This window comes from Streptomyces sp. Root1304 (assembly GCF_001426405.1).
Taxonomy (GTDB): domain Bacteria; phylum Actinomycetota; class Actinomycetes; order Streptomycetales; family Streptomycetaceae; genus Streptomyces.
The window spans coordinates 886,682-907,820 of sequence record NZ_LMEP01000012.1 but is presented as its reverse complement, the minus strand read 5'-3'; the positions used below and the strand labels follow the sequence as shown (position 1 = coordinate 907,820).

Below are 21,139 nucleotides of genomic sequence, written 5' to 3'. Positions count from 1 at the left end.
CGTGGGGCGCCCCTTCGTCATGCCGTACGGATCAGACCGCGGCCGGCTCCTTGGCCTGCGGCGGGACCGCCGTCTCGCCGGGCTCTCCGCCCTTCTTCGCCGCCTTCTTCTTCGCGCGGCGCTCCTTGCGGAGCTCCACCATCGCGTAGAGCGTCGGGACGAGGAGCAGGGTCAGCAGCGTCGAGGTGATCAGACCGCCGATCACCACCACGGCCAGCGGCTGGGCGATGAAGCCGCCCTCGCCGGTGATGCCGAGCGCCATCGGGAGCAGGGCGAAGATCGTCGCCAGGGCGGTCATCAGGATCGGGCGGAGCCGGTGCCGGCCGCCCTCGATGACCGCCTCGACGACGCCGAGGCCCTGGGCCCGGTACTGGTTGATCAGGTCGATCAGGACGATGGCGTTGGTGACGACGATGCCGATCAGCATCAGCATGCCGATCATCGCCGGGACGCCCATCGCGGTGTCGGTGATCACCAGGAGGCCGATCGCGCCGGTCGCCGCGAACGGGATCGAGACCAGCAGGATCAGCGGCTGGATCAGCGACCTGAAGGTCGCGACCAGGAGCATGAAGACGATCGCGACGGCCGCGAGCATCGCCAGGAACAGGTTGAGGAAGGCCTCGGACTGGTCCTCGGAGACACCGCCGATGGTGGCGGAGGCGCCCTCGGGCAGGTCCAGGGAGTTGATCTTCGACTGGAGGGTGGCGCTCACCGCGCCGGTGTTGTCACCGACCGGCTTGGCCGTGATCGTCGCGGCGCGGGCGCCGTCGATCCGGGTCATGGAGACCGGGCCGGGGACCAGCTCGACGGTGGCGATGTCGCCCAGCGTCACCGGGCCGAGCGGCAGGGCCTTGAGCCCGGCCAGGGTGGTGACCGGATGCGCCGAGGTGATGAGGACGTCCCGCTCGCTGTCGTCGAGGATCGCCTTGGCGGCCGGGGTGCCCCGGACGGCCTGGGCGACGATCATGCCGAGCGAGGTGGAGTCGAAGCCCGCATCGGCCGCCTTGGCGTTGGCCTTCACGGAGATCCGGGGCACGGACTGCGAGAGGTCGCTCTGGACGTCGGTGACGTCCTTGAGCCCGGCGACCGCCGCGCGGACCTGCTCGGAGGCCTTCTTGAGGACCTCGGCGTCGCCGGCCTTGACGACCACGCTCAGGTCCTGGCTGCCGAAGCCGCCGCCGGCCGCGACGGTGGTGTCACCGATGCCGTCGAGGGAGCCGAGGCCCTTCTCGATGGTCTCGCGGACCTTCTCGGACGAGGCGGACTCCTCCAGGCTGACCTGGTAGGTGGCCTGGTTGGTGCCGGTTCCGCCGCCGAAGGCCGCCATGAAGCCGGACGAGCCGACGTTGACCTGGTAGTCCTTGACGCCCTCGGTGTCCGCGAGGAGCTTCTCGATCTTCTTCGCGGCGGCGTCGGAGGCGTCCAGGCCGGTGCCGGGCGGCAGCTCCTGCTGGATGCTGAGCACCTCCTGCTCGCCCTGGTCGAAGAAGTTCGTCTTCAGGAGCGGGGCCATGCCGAAGGTGACCACGAGGACGGCGAACGCGATGCCGAGGCTGGTCAGCCGGCGCCGGGTCGCGAACTGCAGGACCGGCACGTAGAGGCGCTGGAGACGGCTCTTCTCCTCCTTCTCCTCGGCCAGCCTGCGGGCCTCCGCCAGGTCGTCCGGGGCGCCCTTGGGGGCGCGCAGGAACCAGTACGAGAGGACCGGGACCACGGTCAGGGAGACGAGCAGCGAGGCGAGCAGGGCCGCCGTGACCGTCAGCGAGAACGAGCCGAACAGCTCGCCGATCATGCCGCCGGCCAGGCCGATCGGCAGGAAGACGGCGACGGTGGTGAGGGTCGACGAGGTCACGGCGCCCGCCACCTCGCGGACGGCGGTGAGGATCGCGGTCTGGCGCTCCTCGCCGTAGCCCAGGTGCCGCTTGATGTTCTCCAGGACCACGATCGAGTCGTCGACGACCCGGCCGATGGCGATGGTGAGCGCGCCGAGCGTCAGCATGTTGAGCGAGAGGTCACGGGTCCACAGCACGATCAGCGCGAGGACGACCGAGAGCGGGATGGAGACGGCGGTCACCAGGGTCGAGCGGATCGACGCGAGGAAGACCAGGATCACCAGGACGGCCATGACGAGGCCGAGCGCGCCCTCGGTGGTCAGTCCGGAGACGGCCTTGGCGACGGCCGGGCCCTGGTCGGAGACCACGGTCAGCTCGGCGCCCGCGCCGAGGGCGGCGCGCAGCTCGGGCAGCTTCTCCTCGACGGCGTCGGAGATCGCGACGGCGCTGCCGTCCTTGTCCATGGTGGCCATGACGGCGAGGCTGGGCTTGCCGTTGGTCCGGGTCAGGGAGACGCGGGGCGACTCCTGCTGGCGGACGGTGGCGACGTCGCCGAGGCGGACCGCCTTGCTCTTGCCGGGGACGGCGGCGGGGATGCGCAGGTCCTCGATCTGGCGCAGCGAGGTGTAGCCGCCGCCGACCTGGATGGTGCGGTTCTTACCGGCCTCGGAGAAGGAGCCGGCCGGGATGGTGCCGCCGCCGGAGCGGAGGGCCTCGGCGAGCTTCATGGAGGTGAGGCCGGCCGCGGCGAGCTTGGTGTCGTCAGGGGTGACGGAGACCTGGAGGTCCTGGACGCCGCTGACGGAGACCTGGCCGACGCCGTCGATGTCCTCCAGGGCGGGCACGACGGTCCGCTCCAGGAGGTCGGCGAGGGCCTGCGGGTCCTTGTCGGAGGCGGCGGCGAGGACGACGGTCGGGATGTCGTCCGTCGAGCCGGCCACGACCTGCGGGTCGACCGTGTCGGGCAGCTGGGCGCGGGCCCGGTTCACCGCCTGCTGCACGTCGGCGACGAGCTGCTTCGTCGACTCGTCGCCGTAGTCGAAGGAGGCCATGACGAGGGCCATGCCCTCGGAGGCGGTGGAGGTGACGCCCTTCAGGCCGTCGACGGCCTTCAGGTTGTTCTCCAGCGGCTCCACGACCTGCTTCTCGACCACATCGGGAGAGGCGCCCTGGTAGGGAGCGAGGACCGAGACCATCGGCAGCTCGATCGAGGGGAACAACTGCTGCTTCAGCTGCGGGATCGCGATCGCGCCGAACACGAGCGCGACGATGGAGATCAGCCCGATCAGGGCCCGTTGCGCGAGGCTGAATCTGGACAGCCAGGACATGGGGTCTCTCTTCTGTGGCGTACTCGTCGACAGGCGGGAGCAGCCAAGAACCCGGCCGGGATCCGCTGGATCCGCCGGGGGCGCCCCCGTCTATACGATCTGCCATCGAGCGCCGGAAGTCCTCGGTCCCCGGGTCCAGATCCTTATCCCGCGCATACCGCGTCTGGAGTACGCGGTCACTCCACCCGGGGGCGTACGAGACCGGACTCGTAGGCCGTGACCACCAGCTGGGCCCGGTCGCGGGCGCCGAGCTTGGCCATGGCGCGGTTGACATGGGTCTTCACGGTGAGCGGGCTGACGTCGAGCCGCTCGGCGATCTCGTCGTTGGAGAGGCCGCCCGCGACGAGGACCAGGACCTCGCGCTCCCGGGCGGTGAGCGCGGGCAGCCGCGCGGCGCGGGCCCCGCCTCCCCCGCCGACGTCCTCGGTGCCGGGACCCTGCGCGAGGAAGGTGGCGATCAGGCCCTTGGTGGCGGCCGGGGAGAGCAGCGCCTCGCCCGCGTGCGCGATCCGGATGGCGCCGAGGAGTTCCTCGGGCTCGGCCCCCTTGCCGAGGAAGCCGGAGGCTCCGGCGCGCAGCGACTGCACGACGTACTCGTCGACCTCGAAGGTGGTCAGCATGACGATCCGCACCCCGGAGAGTTCCGGGTCGGCGGTGATCATGCGGGTGGCGGCGAGGCCGTCCGTGCCCGGCATCCGGATGTCCATGAGGACGACGTCGGCCCGTTCGGAGCGGGCGAGGGCCACGGCCTGGGCGCCGTCGGCGGCCTCGCCGACGACCTCCATGTCGGGTTCGGAGTCGACCAGGACCTTGAAGGCGCTGCGCAGCAGGGCCTGGTCGTCGGCGAGCACTACCCGGATCGTCATCGGTCCTCCCCCGTTCGGGACGTCACGGGCAGTATCGCCTGGACCCGGAACCCGCCGCCGTACCGGGGGCCCGCGTTCAGGGTGCCGCCGAAGGCGCCGACGCGTTCGCGCATGCCGAGGAGGCCGTGGCCGCCGCTCGGGTCGGTGCCCCCGGCCGTCGGCGCGCCGTCGTCGAGGACGGTGATCTCGACCGTGCGGCCCACCCGGACGACGCTCACCTCGGCCTTCGCGTCCGGGCCCGCGTGCTTGCGCACATTGGTCAGGGCCTCCTGCACGATCCGGTACGCGGCCAGGTCGACGGTCGCGGGCAGCGGCGGGGCGCCGTCGGTGCGGGCCAGGGCGACCGGGAGCCCGGCCTTGCGGAAGCTGTCGAGGAGCCCGTCGAGGACGGCGAGGCCGGGGGCCGGTTCGGTGGGCGCCTCCGGGTCGCCGGACTGGCGGAGCAGACCGACGGTGGCGCGCAGTTCGTCGAGCGCGGAACGGCTGGCCTCCCGGACGTGCGCGAGGGCCTCCTTGGCCTGGTCGGGGCGCTTGTCCATGACGTGGGCCGCGACGCCCGCCTGGACGTTCACCAGGGCGATGTGGTGGGCGACGACGTCGTGGAGGTCGCGGGCGATCCGCAGCCGCTCCTCGGCGACCCGGCGTCCCGCCTCCTCCTCGCGGGTCCGCTCGGCGCGTTCGGCGCGCTCCCGTATCGCGTCGACGAAGGCCCGCCGGCTGCGCACGGCGTCACCGGCGGCGGCCGCCATGCCCGTCCAGGCGAAGACGCCGAGGTTTTCCTGCGCGTACCAGTGGGTGGGGCCGAAGGCCATGGCCGCGACGGTCAGCAGCGCCATGGTGACGAGGCCGACCCGCCACGTGGTGGGCCGGTCCGTGCGGGAGGCGACGGTGTAGAGCGCGACGACGGCGCTCATCGCGATGGGGGCGGGCCGGTTGTCGCCGACCAGTTCCACGAGGGTGACGGCCACGGTGAAGCAGAGCACCCGGAGCGGGAAGCGGCGGCGCAGCACCAGTGCGACGGCCCCGGCGACCATGATCAGGACGCTGGTCACGCCGGGCACGTGGTCGCCGAAGGTCGGTCCGGTCCGGCTGCCGTGCGGATCGGTGAACGACCCGGCGATCATGCAGACGAGCGCGCCGAACGCCACGGTGGCGTCGAAGGCGAGCGGGTGCCCGCGGAACCAGTCGCGGAAGCGGGCGAAGGGGGTGCCGGTGGCATGGCCGGTGGGGGTCACGGGGGACAACGGTACGGGGCGCGGCGGGGGGCTCGTACGGGAAGCACGGAGTCCCGCCACCCCGGGGGGGGTGGCGGGACCTGTCGTGCGGCATGGCCGACCCGGGAGCGGGCGGGGCGGGCCGGCCGGGGGGCCGGCCCGGCAGCGGGCCCGGGATTCGGCCGGACGATCGGCCGGGACCGGCCCCCGACCTCAGCCCGGGATCAGGCCGTCGTCGGAGAGCATCTCCTTGACCTCGTCCAGGCCCGCGTCCGGAGCCGGGAGGATCAGCTCCGAGGGTTCCAGTGCGTCGTCCGGCAGTGGCTCACCGAGCCGTCGCACGGCGTCGAGGAGGGCGCCCAGCGTGCGCCGGAACCCTTCCTCGTCCCCCGACTCCAGCTCCGCGAGCAGCTCGTCGTCCAGCTTGTTCAGCTCGACGAAGTGGCTGTCGGCCAGCTTCAGCTGGCCCTCCCCCATGATCCGCACGATCATGACGCGTCCTGTCTGTCGCCTACTTCTCGAACCGCGGGTGGGACTGCTGCTGCGTGTGGTCCTGCGGCGCGGCCGCGCCGCCGCCCTCGATGGCCTGCTGCTGCGCCGACGGTCCGCCCGCCAGCTCGGCCTTCATCCGCTGGAGCTCCAGCTCGACGTCCGTACCGCCGGACAGCCGGTCCAGCTCCGCCTGGATGTCGTCCTTCCCGAGCCCGGACTGGTCGTCCAGGGCGCCCGAGGCGAGCAGCTCGTCGATCGCGCCGGCGCGCGCCTGGAGCTGGGCGGTCTTGTCCTCGGCCCGCTGGATCGCGAGGCCGACGTCGCTCATCTCCTCCGAGATGCCGGAGAAGGACTCGGCGATCCGGGTCTGCGCCTGGGCCGCCGTGTAGGTCGCCTTGATGGTCTCCTTCTTGGTGCGGAAGGCGTCCACCTTGGCCTGGAGGCGCTGGGCGGCGAGCGTGAGCTTCTCCTCCTCGCCCTGCAGCGTCTGGTGCTGCACCTCCAGGTCGCTGACCTGCTGCTGGAGCGCCGCGCGCCGGGACAGCGCCTCGCGCGCCAGGTCCTCGCGGCCGAGGGCGAGCGCCTTGCGGCCCTGGTCCTCCAGCTTGGCGGACTGGCCCTGCAGCTGGTTCAGCTGGAGTTCGAGCCGCTTGCGGGAGGTGGCGACGTCGGCGACGCCGCGCCGCACCTTCTGCAGCAGCTCCAGCTGCTTCTGGTACGAGTAGTCGAGCGTCTCGCGCGGATCCTCGGCCCGGTCAAGGGCCTTGTTCGCCTTCGCGCGGAAGATCATCCCCATACGCTTCATGACACCGCTCATGGGCTTCGCGCGCCCCCTTCTGACGGACTTCGGCTACCGCTCTTCGACAGGATCCACAGTACGGGCCCTGTCTCCATTACCGCACTGTTCGGAGCGTGATGCGCTCCTCCCCAAGGACGACTGCGTCCCGTGCTTCCTCCCGCGCAGGGAGTAGATGGATCTAGGGGAACCCCCGTGGTCCCGCGTACACATACACCGAGACGCAGTCCGCTCCGCTGTCGCTCCGCCAATGCCGAAGAATTTTTCAAGATCTTTCGAAGCATTGCTATCAGATCGTTCCCGCCCAGCCTGGGGTTCATGCCCACCACCCCGTACCCTTGGGTTTTGTGTTCCGTAGCCGTTCGAAGGAAGAGAAGGCCCCCACCGACAAGGTGACGGCGGACCTCTCCAAGCAGCCCCGCGACCCCGAGGCCCCCAAGGGCCGCCCGACGCCGAAGCGGAGTGAGGCGCAGACCCAGCGCCGTCGCGCCGCGACGGTGCCGACCGACCGCAAGGAGGCCTCCAAGCGCCAGCGCGAGGCACGCCGCTCCGACCTCGCCCGCCAGCGCGAGGCGCTGGCCAGTGGCGACGAGCGTTATCTGCCGGCCCGCGACAAGGGTCCGGTCCGCCGCTTCGTGCGCGACTTCGTCGACTCGCGGTTCGCGATCGCCGAGTACTTCCTGCCGATGGCCGTGGTGATCCTCGTGCTGTCGCTGTTCGGCAACGCCAACCGGGGGCTGCAGAACATCTCGCTGCTGCTCTGGCTCGGCGTGATCGTCCTGATCGTCATCGACTCGATCGGCATCTGGATCCGGCTCCGGAAGCAGCTCAACGAGCGCTTCCCGAACGAGCCGAAGCGTGGCGCCATCGCCTACGGCCTGATGCGTACGCTCCAGATGCGCCGACTGCGACTGCCGAAGCCGCAGGTCAAGCGCGGAGAGCGGCCCTGAGCGCCGACAGCTCGGAGCCCGTCGAGCGCGCCTTCGGCGCGGCGACGTCGGAGTCGGGCGGCCCCGTGCTGCCCGTCGTGCACTGGCCCGCCGGCTCCGGCGGGCTGCGCGACACCATCCGGCAGGAGATCGTCGCCCGTCAGCTCGACGAGCAGATATCCGGCCGCTACCCGGTGGGCCAGCGGCTGCGCATCCTCGACGCGGGCATGGGCCAGGGCACCCAGGCCCTGCGCCTCGCCCGCGCGGGGCACACCGTCACCGGTCTCGAAGCCGATCCCGACCTCCTGAAGGCGGCCCGGGACTCGCTGGCGACCGAACCGGCCGGGATCCGCGAGCGGGTCCGGCTGATCGAGGGCGACGGACGCGAGACCGGAGTGCACTTCCTCCCCGGCAGCTTCGACGTGGTCCTCTGCCACGGCGTGCTCATGTACGCGGACGAGCCCGACGCGCTGCTCGCCGGCCTGGCCAGGATGCTCGCCCCCGGCGGACTCCTCTCCCTGGTCGTGCGGAACGCGGAGGCGCTCGCCCTGCGGCCGGGGCTCGCCGGCGACTGGTCGGGGGCGCTCGCGGCCTTCGACTCGGACGTCTACACCGACGACAACGGCGTGAAGGTGCGGGCCGACCGGCTGGACGCGCTGACCTCGACGCTGGCGGGCATCGCGGCGCCGCTGCACGCCTGGTACGGGGTGCGGGTCTTCACCGACGGCATCCCGCACGAGGCGGGGCTGCCGGCCGCCGAGGAGCTGGACCGGCTGCTCGCCGCCGAGGACCGGGCGGGCCGCACGGAGCCGTACCGGCGGCTGGCGGCGCTGCTGCACCTCTGCGGGGTACGGGGCTGACGCGGCGCGGCCGGCCTCGTACGGCCGTCGCCGCCCCCGCGGGACCCCGAGCGGGGTCCCGCACCCCTGATCGGGTGCGCCCGCCGGGCCCGCGCGCGGGATGAAACAGATACTCCGGACATGGACGTCTCCCGCGCCTCCGCGCGTGCCCGTGCCCGTACGCCCCGTCTCCTCCTCCCCCTGACGGCCACGGTCTGCGCCGCCGCGCTCGTCGGCGGCTGCTCCTCCGGCGGGGGCCCGGCCGCGCCCGAGCGCTCGACGCAGGCGGCGGCGCCGCGTTCCGCCAACGAACTCCAGGACGACTACCAGGCCGTCATCAAGAACGTCCTGCCGTCGGTGGTGCAGATCGACGCGAGCGCCAGCCTCGGCTCCGGGGTCGTCTACGACGACAAGGGGCACGTCGTCACGAACGCGCACGTGGTCGGCGAGGAGAAGACCTTCAAGGTCGCCGCCGCCACCGGCGGGCAGACGGTGACCGCCCGGCTCGTCTCCTCGTACCCCGAGCAGGACCTCGCGGTGATCAAGCTGGAGTCGCTGCCGCAGGGCCTGAAGCCGGCGAAGTTCGGCGACTCGGCCGGCGTCGACATGGGGCAGATCGTCCTCGCGATGGGCTCTCCGCTCGGCCTGTCCGGCAGCGTGACGCAGGGCATCGTCTCGGCGACCGGCCGCACGGTCAGCGAGGGGCGCGACGGCGGCGGGACCGGCGCGACCATCGGGAACATGGTGCAGACCTCGGCGGCGATCAACCCGGGCAACAGCGGGGGCGCCCTGGTGAACCTGGACAGCCAGGTCATCGGCATCCCGACGCTCGCGGCGACCGATCCGGAGCTGGGCGGCGGGACGGCACCGGGGATCGGGTTCGCGATCCCCGCGTCGATGGTCCGGACGATCGCGGACCAGATCATCAAGGACGGCAAGGTGACGGACTCGGGCCGGGCGGCCCTGGACATCACCGGCCGTACGGTGCTCGACGACGACTACAACCCGGCGGGCGTCGCCGTGGTCGAGGCCCCGGCCGACGGCGCGGCGGGCAAGGCGGGTCTGAAGCCGGGCGACGTGATCACCCGGCTCGGGGACACCGACATCACGACGATCACGTCGCTGTCGGAGGCGCTGGCCTCGATGAAGCCGGGCGACAAGGTGACGGCGACGTACGTCCGGGGCACGACGACCCACAAGACGGAGATCACGCTCGGCGAGCTGTGACGGCGCGGGGCCGGGACGTGGCCGGGGCCGGGACGTGGCCCGGCCCGGAGACACGGAACCCGCACGCGCCCGGGGCCCGGACGGGACCGGCGCCCGGAGACACGGACCCCGAAAGCTCCTGGCACGGCCGAAGGCCCGGGCCCGAGAGCCGTCGGCCGGGACGCACCGGGGCCCGGAGCCCTGAGGCCCAACCCGAGTCACGCGCCCCGGGACACCGGGGCCACCCAGGCCGAAGGGGGTGCCGGGGACCGTGTCCCCCGCACCCCCTCCCTGGCCGCCGGGCGCCCTAGCCCTCCGCGTTCAGGGGCATCGGGCCGTAGATCTTCGTGTCGTCCTCCGACAGCGTCACCTGGTCCGCGCCACCGCCCAGGAGGTCACGCCAGTGCTCGCCGATCCAGCTCTCCGCGTCGCCCTGGGTGGTGAACTCCTCCGGAGTCACCACCGGCTCGACCTCTGTGCCGTCGGACTTCTCGAACCGCCACGTCCATGCCATGTCCGCCTCCTGGCGCTCACCGGATGATCGGTTTCCTGCCCGCAGAGTAGCCGGGCGCGCACGCCTCGCGGTGGCGCGGGAGGATCTGAGGGTGGAACTGACTCTGCTCGGCACCGGCGCCCCGCTCGGACTCCCCCGCTCCGACTGCCCCTGCGCCGTGTGCGCGCTCTCCCGCGGCCCCCGGGTCCGCGCCGCGACGGCGCTGCTCGTGGACGGGGCCCTGCTGCTCGATCTGACCCCGGGGGCCGCGCTCGCGGCGGCCCGTTCGGGCCATTCGCTGGTGGGCGTACGGCAGGTGCTGCTGACGCATCCGCACGACGGGCCCGCCGTCGAGGTGCCCGCCGGGCTGCCGACGGCCGGGCGGGTGCCGGACGGACGGGAGTTGACGCTGATCTCCGGACACCGGGTGCGGGCGGTCGCGATGGACTCCCCCGGCACCGGGTACGAGGTGACCTCGGCGGACGGCGAGCGGCTCCTCTATCTGCCGCCCGGCGGGGCTCCGGCGGGCCTCCCCGAGGACCACCGGGTGCCGTACGACATGGTCGTCGCCGATGTGACGGGCCGGCCGGACGCGCTGGCCCGGCTGCGGGCGACCGGCGCGGTGGGCCCGGCGACCGAGGTGATCGCCGTCCATCTGGACCACGACGCGCCGACGGGAGCGGAGCTGGACCGGCGGCTCGCGGCGGCCGGCGCGCGGGCGGTGCCGGACGGGACGACGCTGTACGTGGGCGAGTACCACGAGGTGCCGGACGTGCCGCGCCGGACGCTGGTGACCGGCGGGGCCCGGTCGGGGAAGTCCGTGGAGGCCGAGCGGCGCCTGGAGTCCTTCCCCGAGGTGCTGTACGTGGCGACCGGCGGGACCCGGGAGGGCGACCCGGAGTGGGCGGAGCGGGTGGGCCTGCACCGGGAGCGGCGGCCCGGTTCCTGGCGTACCGCCGAGACCTGCGATCTCGTACCCCTGCTCGACGGGGACGGGCCCGCGCTGCTGGTGGACTGTCTGTCGCTGTGGCTGACGGACGCCATGGACCGGGTGGGCGCCTGGGACGACGAGACGTGGGCGGCCGGCGGGCAGGCGGCGCTGCGGGAGCGGACGGCGGAGCTGGTGGCCGCGGTGCGCGCCACCCGTCGCACGGTCGTCGCGGTGACGAACGAGGTCGGCTCGGGGGTGGTGCCGGCGACGGCGGCGGGGCGGCGGTTCCGGGACGAGCTGGGCCGGCTGAACGCGGCGTTCGCCGACGAGTGCGAGGAGGTCCTCCTCGTGGTCGCCGGTCAGCCGTTCGTGCTGCGCGGGTAGGGTGCGAGCACCGATGGCCCTCGCTGATTGTCACAAGGCGGAATCCCGTGAACCTGGACGACTTCTCCGATCTGATCGAGCGCCCCGACGGGGGGATCCGGCGTGACGCCGAGGAGCGCCGTGAGCGGCTGACCGTGCCGCCGGGTGCGCTCGGCCGGCTCGACGAGCTCGGTGAGTGGCTGTCGGCCGCGCAGGCCTCGGTCAAGGTGCGGGCGATCGAGCAGCCGAAGGTGGTGCTCTTCGCGGGCGACCACGGGATCGCCTCGCTCGACGTGTCGGGGCGCCCGGCGGGCACCGCGCACGAGCTGGTGCGCGCGGTCCTGGAGGGGGAGAGCCCGGTCGCGGTGCTGGCCCGGTCGGCGGAGGTCCCGGTCCGGGTGGTGGACGCCGGGCTGGACTGCGACCCGGAGCTGCTGCCCGCCGAGGTGGTGCGCCACCGGGTGCGGCGGGGTACCGGGCGGATCGACGTCGAGAACGCGCTGACGGTCGAGGAGACCGAGGCGGCGGTCCGGCTGGGCATCGCCATCGCCGACGAGGAGGCGGACTCGGGCACCGATCTGGTGGTGCTGGGGGACCTGAGCGTCGGCGGGACCACGCCGGCGGCCACGCTGATCGCGGCGCTGTGCGGGACGGACGCCTCCGTGGTGACGGGCCGGGGCGGAGCCGGGATCGACGATCTGGCGTGGATGCGGAAGTGCGCGGCGATCCGGGACGCGCTGCGGCGGGCCCGGCCCGTGCTCGGCGACCAGCTGGAGCTGCTCGCGGCGGTCGGCGGGGCGGACCTGGCGGCGATGACCGGGTTCCTGCTCCAGGCCTCGGTGCGGCGGATGCCGGTGATCCTCGACGGTGTCGTGGGGGCGGCCTGCGCGCTGGTGGCGCAGCGGGCGGCGTTCCGGGCGCCGGACTGGTGGCTGGCGGGCCAGGTGAGCGGGGAGCCGGCGCAGGCGAAGGCGCTGGACCGGATGGCGCTCAACCCGCTGCTCGACCACGGCGTCCATGTGGGTGAGGGAACCGGGGCACTGCTCGCGCTTCCCCTCGTCAGGGCCGCGGCGGCGCTCGCCGCGGAGCTGCCCGAACGTCCGGACCCGACCGCTCCGGACGCCGAGGGCGACTCCGGGCTCTGACGGCGGGGTCCGACGCGGGGAGACGGACCCACCGACGCCGGTCAGGCGGCCGGTCGCGACGCGCGCGCGGCCGTCTCCGGCGTCGCCGCACGGCGAGCGGCGCCCCATATGATCGCTTTTCATGGGAGAGGCCCGCTTGTCCGCCGAAGGAGCGCCCCGGGGCACCACGGCCCGTTCGCGGCGCAGCGCCGCGTTCGCCGTCTGGTACCTGCGCGTCGTCACGTTCATCAATTTCCTGAGTGCCGTCTGGGTCTCCTTCGGGCAGGACCTGCGCCGGCACAACGAGGACAACTACTTCACCCCGTACATGCTCACGGCGGGCTTCGCCTCGGGCGTCTTCACGCTCTTCCTGGCGATCACCATGCGGCGCCGCAAGCGGGCCGCGTGGATCCTCAACCTGGTGCTCGGCGGGCTCTTCCTGCTGCTCTTCGCGCTGGTGATGTTCTTCCCGGAGATCCGGCAGCACGCCCAGAACTGGATCTCGCTGGCCCTGACCGCCGCGTTCGTCCTCGCGCTGCTGCTCGGCCGCAAGGAGTTCTACGCGAAGGGCGACCGCTCCAACCCGTGGCTGGCCGCGATCGTGGCGGTCGGCGGACTGCTCGTGACCTCGCTGCTCGCGGCGGTCCTGGTCACCGTCACCAACACCGCCACCGCTCCCTCCACCTTCCTGGAGCGCTGGCGGTACGGCGTGATGCGGCTGATCACCCTGGCCGCGGACGACTCCCGCATCGCCGGGATCAGCACCCCCGGCTGGGTCGACGTGACCATCAACGTGCTGTCCACGCTGCTGCTCTTCGCGGTGCTGTTCGCCGCCTTCCGCTCCCGCCGGGCCGTCGACCCGCTGACCGAGGAGGACGAGGAGAAGCTGCGGCTGCTGCTGGACAAGAACGGCGACCGCGACTCGCTCGGCTACTTCGCGCTGCGCCGCGAGAAGAGCGTCGTGTGGTCGCCGAGCGAGAAGGCCGCCGTGACCTACCGGGTGGTCGGCGGGGTGTCGCTGGCGTCCGGCGACCCGATCGGCGACCCCGAGGCCTGGCCCGGCGCGATCGAGCCCTGGCTCGCCGAGGCCCGTGAGCACGGCTGGATCCCGGCCGTGATGGGGGCGAGCGAGGAGGCCGGCACCATCTACGCCCGGCACGGCCTGGACGCGCTGGAGCTGGGCGACGAGGCGATCGTGGAGACCGACGAGTTCACGCTCGAGGGCCGGGCGATGCGGACGGTCCGGCAGGCCTTCAACCGGGTCAAGCGGGCCGGTTACGAGGTCCGCATCCGGCGCCACGAGGACATCCCGGCCGACGAGATGGCCGAGCTGCTGCGCCGGGCCGACGACTGGCGGGACGGCGCCACCGAGCGCGGCTTCTCGATGGCGCTCGGCCGGCTCGGGGACCCGCGCGACGGCCGCTGCGTGATGCTGGAGTGCACCGACGAACAGGGCGAGCTGCGGGCCGTGCTGTCCTTCGTGCCCTGGGGCCCGAAGGGGCTCTCGCTCGACCTGATGCGCCGCGACCGCGACTCCGAGAACGGTCTGATGGAGTTCATGGTCATCGAACTCCTCCAGCGCTCCAAGGAGATCGGGATCACTCAGGTCTCGCTGAACTTCGCGATGTTCCGCTCCGTCTTCGAGCGTGGCTCGAAGCTCGGGGCGGGACCCGTGCTGCGCATGTGGCGTTCGCTGCTCAGCTTCTTCTCCCGCTGGTGGCAGATCGAGTCGCTGTACCGCGCCAACGCCAAGTACCGACCGATCTGGGAGCCCCGATTCATGCTCTTCGAGAAGAGTGCGGACCTGCTGCGCATCGGCCTCGCCGCCGGCCGGGCGGAGGGGTTCCTGGAGGCCCCCGGGCTGCTGGGGGCACCCCCTGGACGAAGTCCTTGGGGGAGGATGCACCGCAGACATCTGGAGAGCGGCCGTTGAGCCGGGCCCTCCGGGACTTCGCCCGCCGCGAGTGGGGGCCGCTGTTCACCACCGTACGGACGGCGCTCGTCACCGAGCGGTGGAGGGCGGTCCCGATGACGCTCGCCGCCGTCTCCCTCACCGCTCTGTTCCAGGTGGTGCAGAACCAGGGCTGGGGCTATCAGGCGGTCCAGGACATCGGTTCCGTACGGGCCGAGGACCCCCTGTGGCTGTCGCTGCTCCGTACCCCGCTCTCGCTCTTCGTACCCGCCCTCGACCTGCCGGTGTGGGGCGCGCTCGCCCAGGTCCTGCTGGTGTTCGGGATCGCCGAGATCTGTCTCGGCCGGTGGCGGACCCTCGGCGTCGCCTATCTGGCCACGCTCGCCGGGACGCTGTACGCGCGCGTGGGCATCGCGCTCGGGCCGGACGGCCCGCTCGGGCTGCCCGCCTCCGACGCGCAGGTCGTGGACACGGGGCCGTCGGCCGCGGTCGTCGGCCTCGCCGTGTACGTGTGCTGGCGGCTCGGCGCCCGGTGGACGGGCGCGCTGGTGGTCGTGGCGATGGTCGTGGAGGTGATCATCAAGGCGAACCTCGCGGGCAAGGAGCATCTGGCGGCCATCGCCGCCGTCCTCCTCCTGATCGCCGTCCGGGCGTGGCGGGAGCGCCGTCAGGACGGGGTGGAACCGGAGCCCCGTCCGGGGACCCGCTCCTGGAAGCCGCCGATCAAGTCCTGAAAGCGGCGCCGGATCCTGGTCCAGCGCTTGTCGTGCCGGTAGGTACGGATACGGGAGCGGGCCCGTGCCCGGTGGCGGCGCCGGTAGAAGCGGCGGGACCACCAGGAGCCGGGGCGGGCGAGGCGGACGGCGCCGACGATCGCCACGAAGGGGACCAGGGTCCCGATCACGGCCATCCGGAACTTCCCCTTCACCAGGGTGACCAGGATGAAGAGGAAGTTCACCGCCAGGGTCAGGAGGAAGGTGGCCCGGTCCTGGCGTTCGTCGGAGGTCATGTCGTCGACGCCGAGCGGGGAGAAGCCGCTCAGGGCCAGCAGGACCATGGACGCGGTGAGGACGACCACCTCGACGCTCTTGCGGCCCTCGTCGCTCCAGTAGACGTCGTCCAGGTGCAGGATCAGCGCGAACTCGTCCAGGACGAGGCCGGCGCCGATCCCGAAGACCACCGCGAAGACGGCCCCGCCGACCCCGTGCCGGTCGCTGGCCACCGCACCGAATCCACCGAGGACGGTGAGGACCACACCGGGCACGACGTGATGGATGTGGAGCCCGCCGGAGGAGACGTTCTTGAACGGCCCCTTCCCCGCCCGGATGAGGCGGACGACGGCCCGGGTGACCAGGAACGTCACGATGAACGAGGTCAGCGCGAGGAGCATCGGGAGCTTGCCCGGCTCGACGATGTTGCGGGAGAACCAGTGACCCATGCCACCCCGTTCCGATATGCGCGGTATGCGCAATCTACCGTCCGGAAGCGGCGATTACCCTGCCCGGATGGACGGCCTGCGTTTCGCCTTCGGCACCCTCACGGTGTTCCCCGCCCGCATCACCCGCTGGGACCGGGACGCGGCGCGCGCCGGCATGCTCTGCGCCCCGCTGGCCGGTCTGGCCGTCGGCCTCTGCGCCGCCGCGCTCGGCGCCGCGTTCCTGGCGCTCGGCTCGGGTCCGCTGCTCGCCGCCGTCGTCGGCACCGCCGTCCCCGCCGTCCTCACCCGCGGCCTCCACCTCGACGGCCTCGCCGACACCGCCGACGGCCTCGGCAGCGCCAAGCCCGCCGAGGACGCGCTGCGCATCATGAAGCAGTCGGACGTCGGCCCGTTCGGCGTGATCGTCCTCCTCCTCGTCCTGCTCGCCCAGGTCGCGGCCCTCTTCGAGCTGTACGGGGAGGGCTGGGCGCACGGCGCGGCCGGCACCCTCCTCGCCGCGGCCGTCGCCCGCCTCGCCCTCACCCACGCCTCCCGCCACGGCGTCCCCGCCGCCCGGCCCGAGGGACTCGGCGCGATCGTCGCCGCGACGGTCCCGGTCCGCTCGGCGACCCTCACCACGGCCGTGGTGCTGGCCCTCTGCGCCCTGGCGGGCCTGCTGTTCTCCCCGTACGACGCGGTCCACAACGTCCTGGCGGCCGGGGCCGCGATGGGCGCGGCGGCGCTGCTGCTGCGCCGCTGCGTGCGGCGCTTCGGCGGGGTGACGGGCGACGTGTTCGGGGCCGTCGAGGAGTCGGCGGCGACGGTGGCCCTGGTGGCGCTCGCGCTGGGCTGACCCGCCCGTGGCGCGCCGGCCGCTCCCCCGTCAGCAGGGCCGGCGCCACACCCCCAGGTCGTAGTGCTTGAGCATGGAGCTGAGGCCCAGCTTCCGGGCCTGCGGGCAGAACTGGGCCGTCGTCAGTTCGTACTCGACGTGGAAGACGGCCTTGCCCGCCGTCACGAACGGGGCGAGCCGGCCGCACTCGTCGTACTCCGCGCACTGCTCGTTCACCGCGAAGTCGAAGTCCGGGAGCAGCTGCGGGATCTGGTCCAGGTCGTTCTTGAGGCCGACCGCCAGGCCGCGGTCATGGGCCAGGCGGGCGATCAGCCGGTTGTAGCGGAGCTGGTCGGCGGCGGTGAGGGGAAAGCCGGTGCGGTTGCGGTAGCCGTCCATGTTGTCGGGTTCGACGGCGTCGAAGCCCTTGTCCCGGCACAGGTCGAGGCGCTTCGCCATGAGCGGTTCGAGGACGTCGGTGCGGCGGATGTCGAGCCAGCGTTCGCCCTCCCAGCCGTTGCCCTTGCCGAGGACGGACTTCGGGAAGTCCGCCGCGTCGGGGCGGAAGTCCTCCCAGGCGCCGGTGGAGAGGTAGCAGATGACCTTGCGGCCCCTGCGGTGCAGGTCCGCGACGGCGGACGCCGGGTGGTCGAAGCCGTCGATGTCGTACACGGGGACGTCGACGGTCGGGTCGAGCTTCCCGCTGAGCTGCCACTGCCAGGTCAGACCCGGCTTCGGCTGCCAGCGGCCCTCGCTCCGCTTCGGGTCCGGGTCGGGGGCCGTCGTGCAGGCCGTGGCGAGGAGCAGCAGCCCCGCGAGCAGGGGCAGCGTTCGTCTCATCGGGCGGGCTCCAGGAGGTGCGGAAGGGTGCCCCAGGGGTGGGCGCCGGTGCCGGGGACGGCGCAGTGCACCGGGGTGGCGGGGCGGACGCCGGGCGGGGCGGCGTAGACGAGGTGGCAGTAGTGCGGGGCGACCGGCAGGTCGAGCGCCCGGTAGGTGTCCCAGGGGCCCTCGAAGGTGACGAGGAGGTCGGCGAACTCCTCGTATCCCGGGTCGGGGTGGGCGCCGTGGTTGAGCACCAGGGTCCCCGCTCCGGCGGAGCGGGCCGCGACCGCGATCCGGCGGTAGTGGCCGAGGGCGGCGGGCGCGGTCGACACCTGGTCGAGGAAGGCGCCGTCGGTGCCGTACCAGTCGCGGTGCCGGAGCAGGTCGGTGACGACCTCGGCGTGCGGGCGGCGCCCGTAGGCGGTGTCCGCGTAGCCGAGGAGCCGGACGCCGGCCGCGCGCAGCCGTCCGGCGCTCTCCGCGAACGCCGGGTCGGGCGCCTCGCCCGCGCCGCTCGCCGGGTTGACGACGACGCCGTACAGGGACGGGGCCGCGTCCACGAGCGCCGACCAGGCCTCGGGACGGTCGGCCGGGTGCTCGTAGAACGGCACCAGGAGGAAACGATTCACGGGCCGGGTCCCCTAGACGCGGTGGGCGGTCGGTCGTACCAGCAGAACACAGGTGAGTACGGCGAGCACGGCGGCCGCTCCCCCGGCCGCCACCGGGCCCGCGGCGGGTTCCGCGGTCTGTGCCGCCGCCGCGAGCAGGCACACCGCGGCGGCGCTCAGCACCGCGCCGAAGGCCTGGAGCAGCAGCCCCAGCCACAGCACGGTCCCGATCAGGAGCAGGGTGAGGAGCCGCGGGAGCGCCGGCGGGGGCGCCCCCGGCCAGGCCAGGGTCACGGTGAGGGCGAGCCCGACGAGGACGGTGAGGTAGCCGCCGAGGCAGAGCACCAGGGTGCCGGTGACCGCGCGGCGGAACTCGCGGGCGGTGGCCAGGGTCCGCAGCCGGGTCAGGCTCTCGCCCCGGAAGCGGTGCAGCAGCCACTCGGCGGGCCCCATGGAGAGGGTCAGCGCTATCACCGCGCCCGCCCCGCTCACTGGCGTGTCGCCGACGCCCGCGTGCAGCACGAGGAGACCGCTGCCGAGGCCGAACAGTCCGTACGGGAGGGAGGCCGCGCGCGGCGGGCCGCCGCGTCCCGCCGCGCCGCGCCGCGCGCCCGGCCGGAGCACCAGCCCGGCGAAGACGGTGCTGGCGGTGAGCGCGGCGAGGAGGAGGGCGGCGCGCAGCGGGTCGGGCAGGTCCCAGCGGAAGGCGGGGACGGCTCCGGCGAGCGGCAGCAGGGCGCAGAGCAGGGCCCGTTCGCGGCCGAGGACGAGGAGGACGGTCGCGGCGGCCAGGTAGAGCGACTGCCCGGCGGCGAAGAGGGCGGCCGGGAGCTCGCCGGGCGCGGCGGCCGCGAGGGCGACGGCCGTGCCGGCCAGGGCGCCCGCCGGGGCGCCGAGGAGCAGGGTGCGGGCGGCGGCGGGCCGGTCGCCGAGGCCGAGCCAGGTGTACGCGCGGTGGGAGAGGGCCTGGTTCCAGACCCAGCCGGTGACGGCGCCCGCGAGGAGCGGGACGGTGCCGCCGGGGAGCCCGAACCGGCCGTGTTCCCCGGCGAGCAGGGGTGAGGCGAGGACGTACGCGAGGCCTGGCAGCGCGAAGACGAGGCCGCGCAGGAGGCAGCCCGCGAGTCCGCTGTGCCAGGGCCCGGCGGGCGGTGCCTCCGGGGCGGGGTGGCGCCGCTCCACGCGCGCGTAGAGGTCCTCGGCGAGCTCGAAGGAGTCGGCGCGGCCGTAGGTGAGCCGGATGTGGTCGTCGGTCATGCCGTCGGACTCGAGGAGGGCGGCGATCTCGTCGGGGTGGACGGCGACGGAGGCGAGTCCCCCGAGCCGCTCGGCGAGTTCGTCGAGCGGGTCGGCGGCGAGTCCGCCCCCGGTGGGGTCCGGGGCCGGGTCCCGGGCCGGGGCGGGGTGGCCGTCGCCGGTGCGGCCGGGGCCCGTCGGGGGCGCGGTGTCGGCGTCCGCGCCCCTGCCGGGTCCTCCGGGCGCCCCCGGGGTCTGCGCGCGGGGGCGCGGGATCGCCGGGAGCGGGGTGTGGGTGGTCGGGCGTCTCAGCCAGAGGGAGCCGCTCATGCCGGGGTGCCTCCCGCGACGAGGGTGGGGGTGATGCGGCGGGGCGCGGGCAGGCGGACCGGCCACGGCTTGGGGTGGGTGACGGGGCGTACGGGTCCGATCCGGTCGCCCGCGAGTTCGCGGTAGATCTGGCGGAAGCCGTCGACCGAGCGGTGCAGGGTGAAGCGGTCGATCACCCGTTGCCGGGCCTGGCGGCCGAGTTCGGCGCGGTGGGCCCCGTCGCGCAGGAGCGCGGTGACGGCGGCGGCCATGACGGCCGGTTCGCGGGGCGGGACGACGATCCCGGCGTCGCCGACGGCCTCCCGTACCCCGCCGACGTCGGTGGAGACGGTGGCGCGGCCGCAGGACATGGCCTCGATGAGGGAGAAGGGGAAGCCCTCGCTGATGGAGGAGAGCATGACCACGCTGCCGGCCGCGTAGGCGGAGGGCACGTCCGAGATCCGGCCCTCGAAGGTGAGGCCGTCGGTGACGCCGAGTTCGGCGGCGAGCTTCTCCAGCCGGGTGAGGTAGTCCTCGTTCCCGGCGGGGACCGGGCCGAACAACCGGAGCCGCAGCGCCGGGAGTTCGGCCCGGCAGATCGCGTACGCCCTGATCAGGGTTTCGAGGTCCTTGATGGGGTCGACGCGTCCGCACCAGCTGAGGGTGGGTGTCTCCGGTTCGGGTCCGGCCTCGGGGAAGAGGGCCGGGTCGACGCCGTTGTAGACGGTGCGGATGCGGTCGACGGGGGCGCCGCCGCGCTCCTCCCAGCGCCGGTTGTAGTGGTTGCAGGGGGTGATGAGGTCGGCCTTGCGGTAGCCGAGGGTGTTGAGCTCGCGGTAGAAGCCGAGCATGAGGGCCTTGACGGGCCAGCGCTGTGTGTCGGTGCGGTAGCCGAGGTAGCGCTCGCGGAGGTAGATGCCGTGTTCGGTGAGCAGGAAGGGCACCCCTTCGAAGTGCTGTGCGGCGAGCGCCGGCAGGGTGGCGAGGCCGCTGGAGACGGCGTGCGCGACGCCGTCGGTGGATATCCGGGCGGCGAGTGGCCGCAGGGCGTGTTCGAGCAGGTCGGTGGCGGTGAGCGCGTCGTGGACGGTGGGCCGGGCGGCGAGCGTCGGCAGATGGGGCATGGTCCAGATCCACATCAGGGAGCGCAGCGCCGCCTCGGAGCGCAGGGCCGTGGTCAGCCTTCCCTGCCGGGCGAGTTCGGCCAGTTCGTACAGGCCGGTGCCGAAGTCGCAGTCCGCCTCGGGGTCGAGGAGGGCGAGCAGGACGCGTTCGTACGCGTCGAGGAAGCGGCGGCGCGTACGCCCCCGCAGGGGCCGGCGCGCGCGGATGGGCGCGGCCGGCCCCTGCGGAAGTCCCCAGAGGGGGTACGCGGTGTGCCGGGTGACGTTGGACGGCAGCTCCCAGGTGACGGGCTCGCGGCCGCTGCCGGTGAGGGCGAGGATCTCGAAGTCGACCTCGGGCATGCCGCGGACGAGCTGGTCGCACCAGGTGCTGACGCCGCCGTGGACGTGCGGATAGGTGCCTTCGGTGAGCATGGTGACGTGACGGCCACGGCTCGGCATGTGCGTTCCCCCCAGAACGTGC

Annotated in this window: 19 protein-coding genes; 8 read left to right on the top strand and 11 right to left on the bottom strand. The window is 73.4% G+C overall.

What is annotated here, in order from left to right:
* Positions 1 to 31 precede the first annotated feature (31 nt).
* The 5 genes from ASD33_RS16925 to ASD33_RS16905 form a co-directional block, all read right to left on the bottom strand.
* Complete coding sequence (locus ASD33_RS16925) at positions 32 to 3,160, bottom strand: efflux RND transporter permease subunit (RefSeq protein ID WP_056560423.1); 3,129 nt, start codon at positions 3,158 to 3,160, stop codon at positions 32 to 34.
* Positions 3,161 to 3,336: 176 nt separating this feature from the next.
* The gene (locus tag ASD33_RS16920; RefSeq protein ID WP_056560420.1) at positions 3,337 to 4,026 is read right to left on the bottom strand and encodes a response regulator transcription factor; all 690 of its coding nucleotides are present in this window, start codon (positions 4,024 to 4,026) and stop codon (positions 3,337 to 3,339) included.
* Positions 4,023 to 5,261 carry a sensor histidine kinase gene (locus ASD33_RS16915; RefSeq protein WP_056560416.1) on the bottom strand — a complete coding sequence of 413 codons (1,239 nt, stop codon included), beginning with the start codon at positions 5,259 to 5,261 and terminating at the stop codon, positions 4,023 to 4,025. The genes ASD33_RS16920 and ASD33_RS16915 overlap by 4 nt, the downstream gene beginning before the upstream one ends.
* Before the next feature lie 192 nt (positions 5,262 to 5,453).
* Positions 5,454 to 5,732 (bottom strand): hypothetical protein, encoded by a 279-nt coding sequence (locus ASD33_RS16910; RefSeq protein WP_056560413.1) that lies wholly within the window; start codon positions 5,730 to 5,732, stop codon positions 5,454 to 5,456.
* A 19-nt stretch (positions 5,733 to 5,751) separates the two neighbouring features.
* The gene (locus ASD33_RS16905) at positions 5,752 to 6,549 is read right to left on the bottom strand and encodes a PspA/IM30 family protein (RefSeq protein WP_063991960.1); all 798 of its coding nucleotides are present in this window, start codon (positions 6,547 to 6,549) and stop codon (positions 5,752 to 5,754) included.
* 326 nt (positions 6,550 to 6,875) lie between these two features.
* On the opposite strand from ASD33_RS16905, the gene ASD33_RS16900 reads away from it, so the two are divergent.
* The 3 genes from ASD33_RS16900 to ASD33_RS16890 all read left to right on the top strand — a co-directional run bounded on the left by ASD33_RS16900 (position 6,876) and on the right by ASD33_RS16890 (position 9,523).
* Positions 6,876 to 7,478, top strand: coding sequence for a DUF3043 domain-containing protein (locus ASD33_RS16900; RefSeq protein ID WP_056560407.1), 603 nt, complete (start codon positions 6,876 to 6,878; stop codon positions 7,476 to 7,478).
* A 65-nt stretch (positions 7,479 to 7,543) separates the two neighbouring features.
* Positions 7,544 to 8,317: a methyltransferase domain-containing protein gene (locus ASD33_RS16895; RefSeq protein ID WP_242427013.1), complete on the top strand. Its 774-nt coding sequence runs from the start codon at positions 7,544 to 7,546 to the stop codon at positions 8,315 to 8,317.
* Positions 8,318 to 8,437: 120 nt separating this feature from the next.
* Positions 8,438 to 9,523 carry a trypsin-like peptidase domain-containing protein gene (locus ASD33_RS16890; protein WP_056560404.1) on the top strand — a complete coding sequence of 362 codons (1,086 nt, stop codon included), beginning with the start codon at positions 8,438 to 8,440 and terminating at the stop codon, positions 9,521 to 9,523.
* A 286-nt stretch (positions 9,524 to 9,809) separates the two neighbouring features.
* Here ASD33_RS16890 and ASD33_RS16885 read toward each other — a convergent pair whose 3' ends face one another.
* On the bottom strand, positions 9,810 to 10,016 hold the full coding sequence (locus tag ASD33_RS16885) for a hypothetical protein (RefSeq protein ID WP_056560402.1): 207 nt from the start codon (positions 10,014 to 10,016) through the stop codon (positions 9,810 to 9,812).
* A 91-nt stretch (positions 10,017 to 10,107) separates the two neighbouring features.
* Here ASD33_RS16885 and ASD33_RS16880 point away from each other — a divergent pair, with 91 nt between their 5' ends.
* The 4 genes from ASD33_RS16880 to ASD33_RS35785 all read left to right on the top strand — a co-directional run bounded on the left by ASD33_RS16880 (position 10,108) and on the right by ASD33_RS35785 (position 15,059).
* Positions 10,108 to 11,310 (top strand): bifunctional adenosylcobinamide kinase/adenosylcobinamide-phosphate guanylyltransferase, encoded by a 1,203-nt coding sequence (locus ASD33_RS16880; RefSeq protein ID WP_056560399.1) that lies wholly within the window; start codon positions 10,108 to 10,110, stop codon positions 11,308 to 11,310.
* A gap of 47 nt (positions 11,311 to 11,357) precedes the next feature.
* Positions 11,358 to 12,434 (top strand): nicotinate-nucleotide--dimethylbenzimidazole phosphoribosyltransferase, encoded by a 1,077-nt coding sequence (cobT, locus tag ASD33_RS16875; RefSeq protein ID WP_056560396.1) that lies wholly within the window; start codon positions 11,358 to 11,360, stop codon positions 12,432 to 12,434.
* 121 nt (positions 12,435 to 12,555) lie between these two features.
* Positions 12,556 to 14,346, top strand: coding sequence for a phosphatidylglycerol lysyltransferase domain-containing protein (locus ASD33_RS16870; RefSeq protein WP_056560394.1), 1,791 nt, complete (start codon positions 12,556 to 12,558; stop codon positions 14,344 to 14,346).
* Positions 14,343 to 15,059: a hypothetical protein gene (locus ASD33_RS35785; RefSeq protein WP_056560390.1), complete on the top strand. Its 717-nt coding sequence runs from the start codon at positions 14,343 to 14,345 to the stop codon at positions 15,057 to 15,059. The genes ASD33_RS16870 and ASD33_RS35785 overlap by 4 nt, the downstream gene beginning before the upstream one ends.
* On the opposite strand, the gene ASD33_RS16860 is transcribed toward ASD33_RS35785, so the two are convergent.
* Positions 14,993 to 15,763, bottom strand: a complete 771-nt coding sequence (locus tag ASD33_RS16860; RefSeq protein ID WP_056560387.1) for a hypothetical protein — start codon at positions 15,761 to 15,763, stop codon at positions 14,993 to 14,995. The genes ASD33_RS35785 and ASD33_RS16860 overlap by 67 nt on opposite strands.
* Positions 15,764 to 15,830: 67 nt before the next feature.
* Between ASD33_RS16860 and ASD33_RS16855 the strand changes: the two genes are divergently transcribed.
* Positions 15,831 to 16,595, top strand: coding sequence for an adenosylcobinamide-GDP ribazoletransferase (locus ASD33_RS16855; RefSeq protein ID WP_056560384.1), 765 nt, complete (start codon positions 15,831 to 15,833; stop codon positions 16,593 to 16,595).
* 30 nt (positions 16,596 to 16,625) lie between these two features.
* Here the strand turns inward: ASD33_RS16855 and ASD33_RS16850 are convergent, their stop codons facing one another.
* Genes ASD33_RS16850 through pelF form a run of 4 tightly spaced genes read right to left on the bottom strand, consistent with a single transcriptional unit; the run spans position 16,626 to position 21,117 of the window.
* Positions 16,626 to 17,414 carry an endo alpha-1,4 polygalactosaminidase gene (locus tag ASD33_RS16850; protein ID WP_056560383.1) on the bottom strand — a complete coding sequence of 263 codons (789 nt, stop codon included), beginning with the start codon at positions 17,412 to 17,414 and terminating at the stop codon, positions 16,626 to 16,628.
* Complete coding sequence (locus ASD33_RS16845; RefSeq protein ID WP_056560380.1) at positions 17,411 to 18,028, bottom strand: spherulation-specific family 4 protein; 618 nt, start codon at positions 18,026 to 18,028, stop codon at positions 17,411 to 17,413. The genes ASD33_RS16850 and ASD33_RS16845 overlap by 4 nt, the downstream gene beginning before the upstream one ends.
* A 12-nt stretch (positions 18,029 to 18,040) precedes the next feature.
* Complete coding sequence (locus tag ASD33_RS16840) at positions 18,041 to 19,573, bottom strand: hypothetical protein (protein WP_056560376.1); 1,533 nt, start codon at positions 19,571 to 19,573, stop codon at positions 18,041 to 18,043.
* Positions 19,570 to 21,117, bottom strand: coding sequence for a GT4 family glycosyltransferase PelF (gene pelF / locus ASD33_RS16835; RefSeq protein WP_056560373.1), 1,548 nt, complete (start codon positions 21,115 to 21,117; stop codon positions 19,570 to 19,572). The genes ASD33_RS16840 and pelF overlap by 4 nt, the downstream gene beginning before the upstream one ends.
* Positions 21,118 to 21,139 lie beyond the last annotated feature (22 nt).

Excerpts from the sequence above, each read along its gene's own strand:
- ASD33_RS16890 (WP_056560404.1), top strand. The coding sequence starts at position 8,438 with ATGGACGTCTCCCGCGCCTCCGCGCGTGCCCGTGCCCGTACGCCCCGT.
- ASD33_RS16925 (WP_056560423.1), bottom strand. The coding sequence starts at position 3,160 with ATGTCCTGGCTGTCCAGATTCAGCCTCGCGCAACGGGCCCTGATCGGG.
- ASD33_RS16840 (WP_056560376.1), bottom strand. The coding sequence starts at position 19,573 with ATGAGCGGCTCCCTCTGGCTGAGACGCCCGACCACCCACACCCCGCTC.
- pelF (WP_056560373.1), bottom strand. The coding sequence starts at position 21,117 with ATGCCGAGCCGTGGCCGTCACGTCACCATGCTCACCGAAGGCACCTAT.
- ASD33_RS16850 (WP_056560383.1), bottom strand. The coding sequence starts at position 17,414 with ATGAGACGAACGCTGCCCCTGCTCGCGGGGCTGCTGCTCCTCGCCACG.
- ASD33_RS16885 (WP_056560402.1), bottom strand. The coding sequence starts at position 10,016 with ATGGCATGGACGTGGCGGTTCGAGAAGTCCGACGGCACAGAGGTCGAG.
- ASD33_RS16920 (WP_056560420.1), bottom strand. The coding sequence starts at position 4,026 with ATGACGATCCGGGTAGTGCTCGCCGACGACCAGGCCCTGCTGCGCAGC.
- ASD33_RS16860 (WP_056560387.1), bottom strand. The coding sequence starts at position 15,763 with ATGGGTCACTGGTTCTCCCGCAACATCGTCGAGCCGGGCAAGCTCCCG.
- ASD33_RS16855 (WP_056560384.1), top strand. The coding sequence starts at position 15,831 with ATGGACGGCCTGCGTTTCGCCTTCGGCACCCTCACGGTGTTCCCCGCC.
- ASD33_RS16910 (WP_056560413.1), bottom strand. The coding sequence starts at position 5,732 with ATGATCGTGCGGATCATGGGGGAGGGCCAGCTGAAGCTGGCCGACAGC.
- ASD33_RS16905 (WP_063991960.1), bottom strand. The coding sequence starts at position 6,549 with ATGAGCGGTGTCATGAAGCGTATGGGGATGATCTTCCGCGCGAAGGCG.
- ASD33_RS16870 (WP_056560394.1), top strand. The coding sequence starts at position 12,556 with ATGGGAGAGGCCCGCTTGTCCGCCGAAGGAGCGCCCCGGGGCACCACG.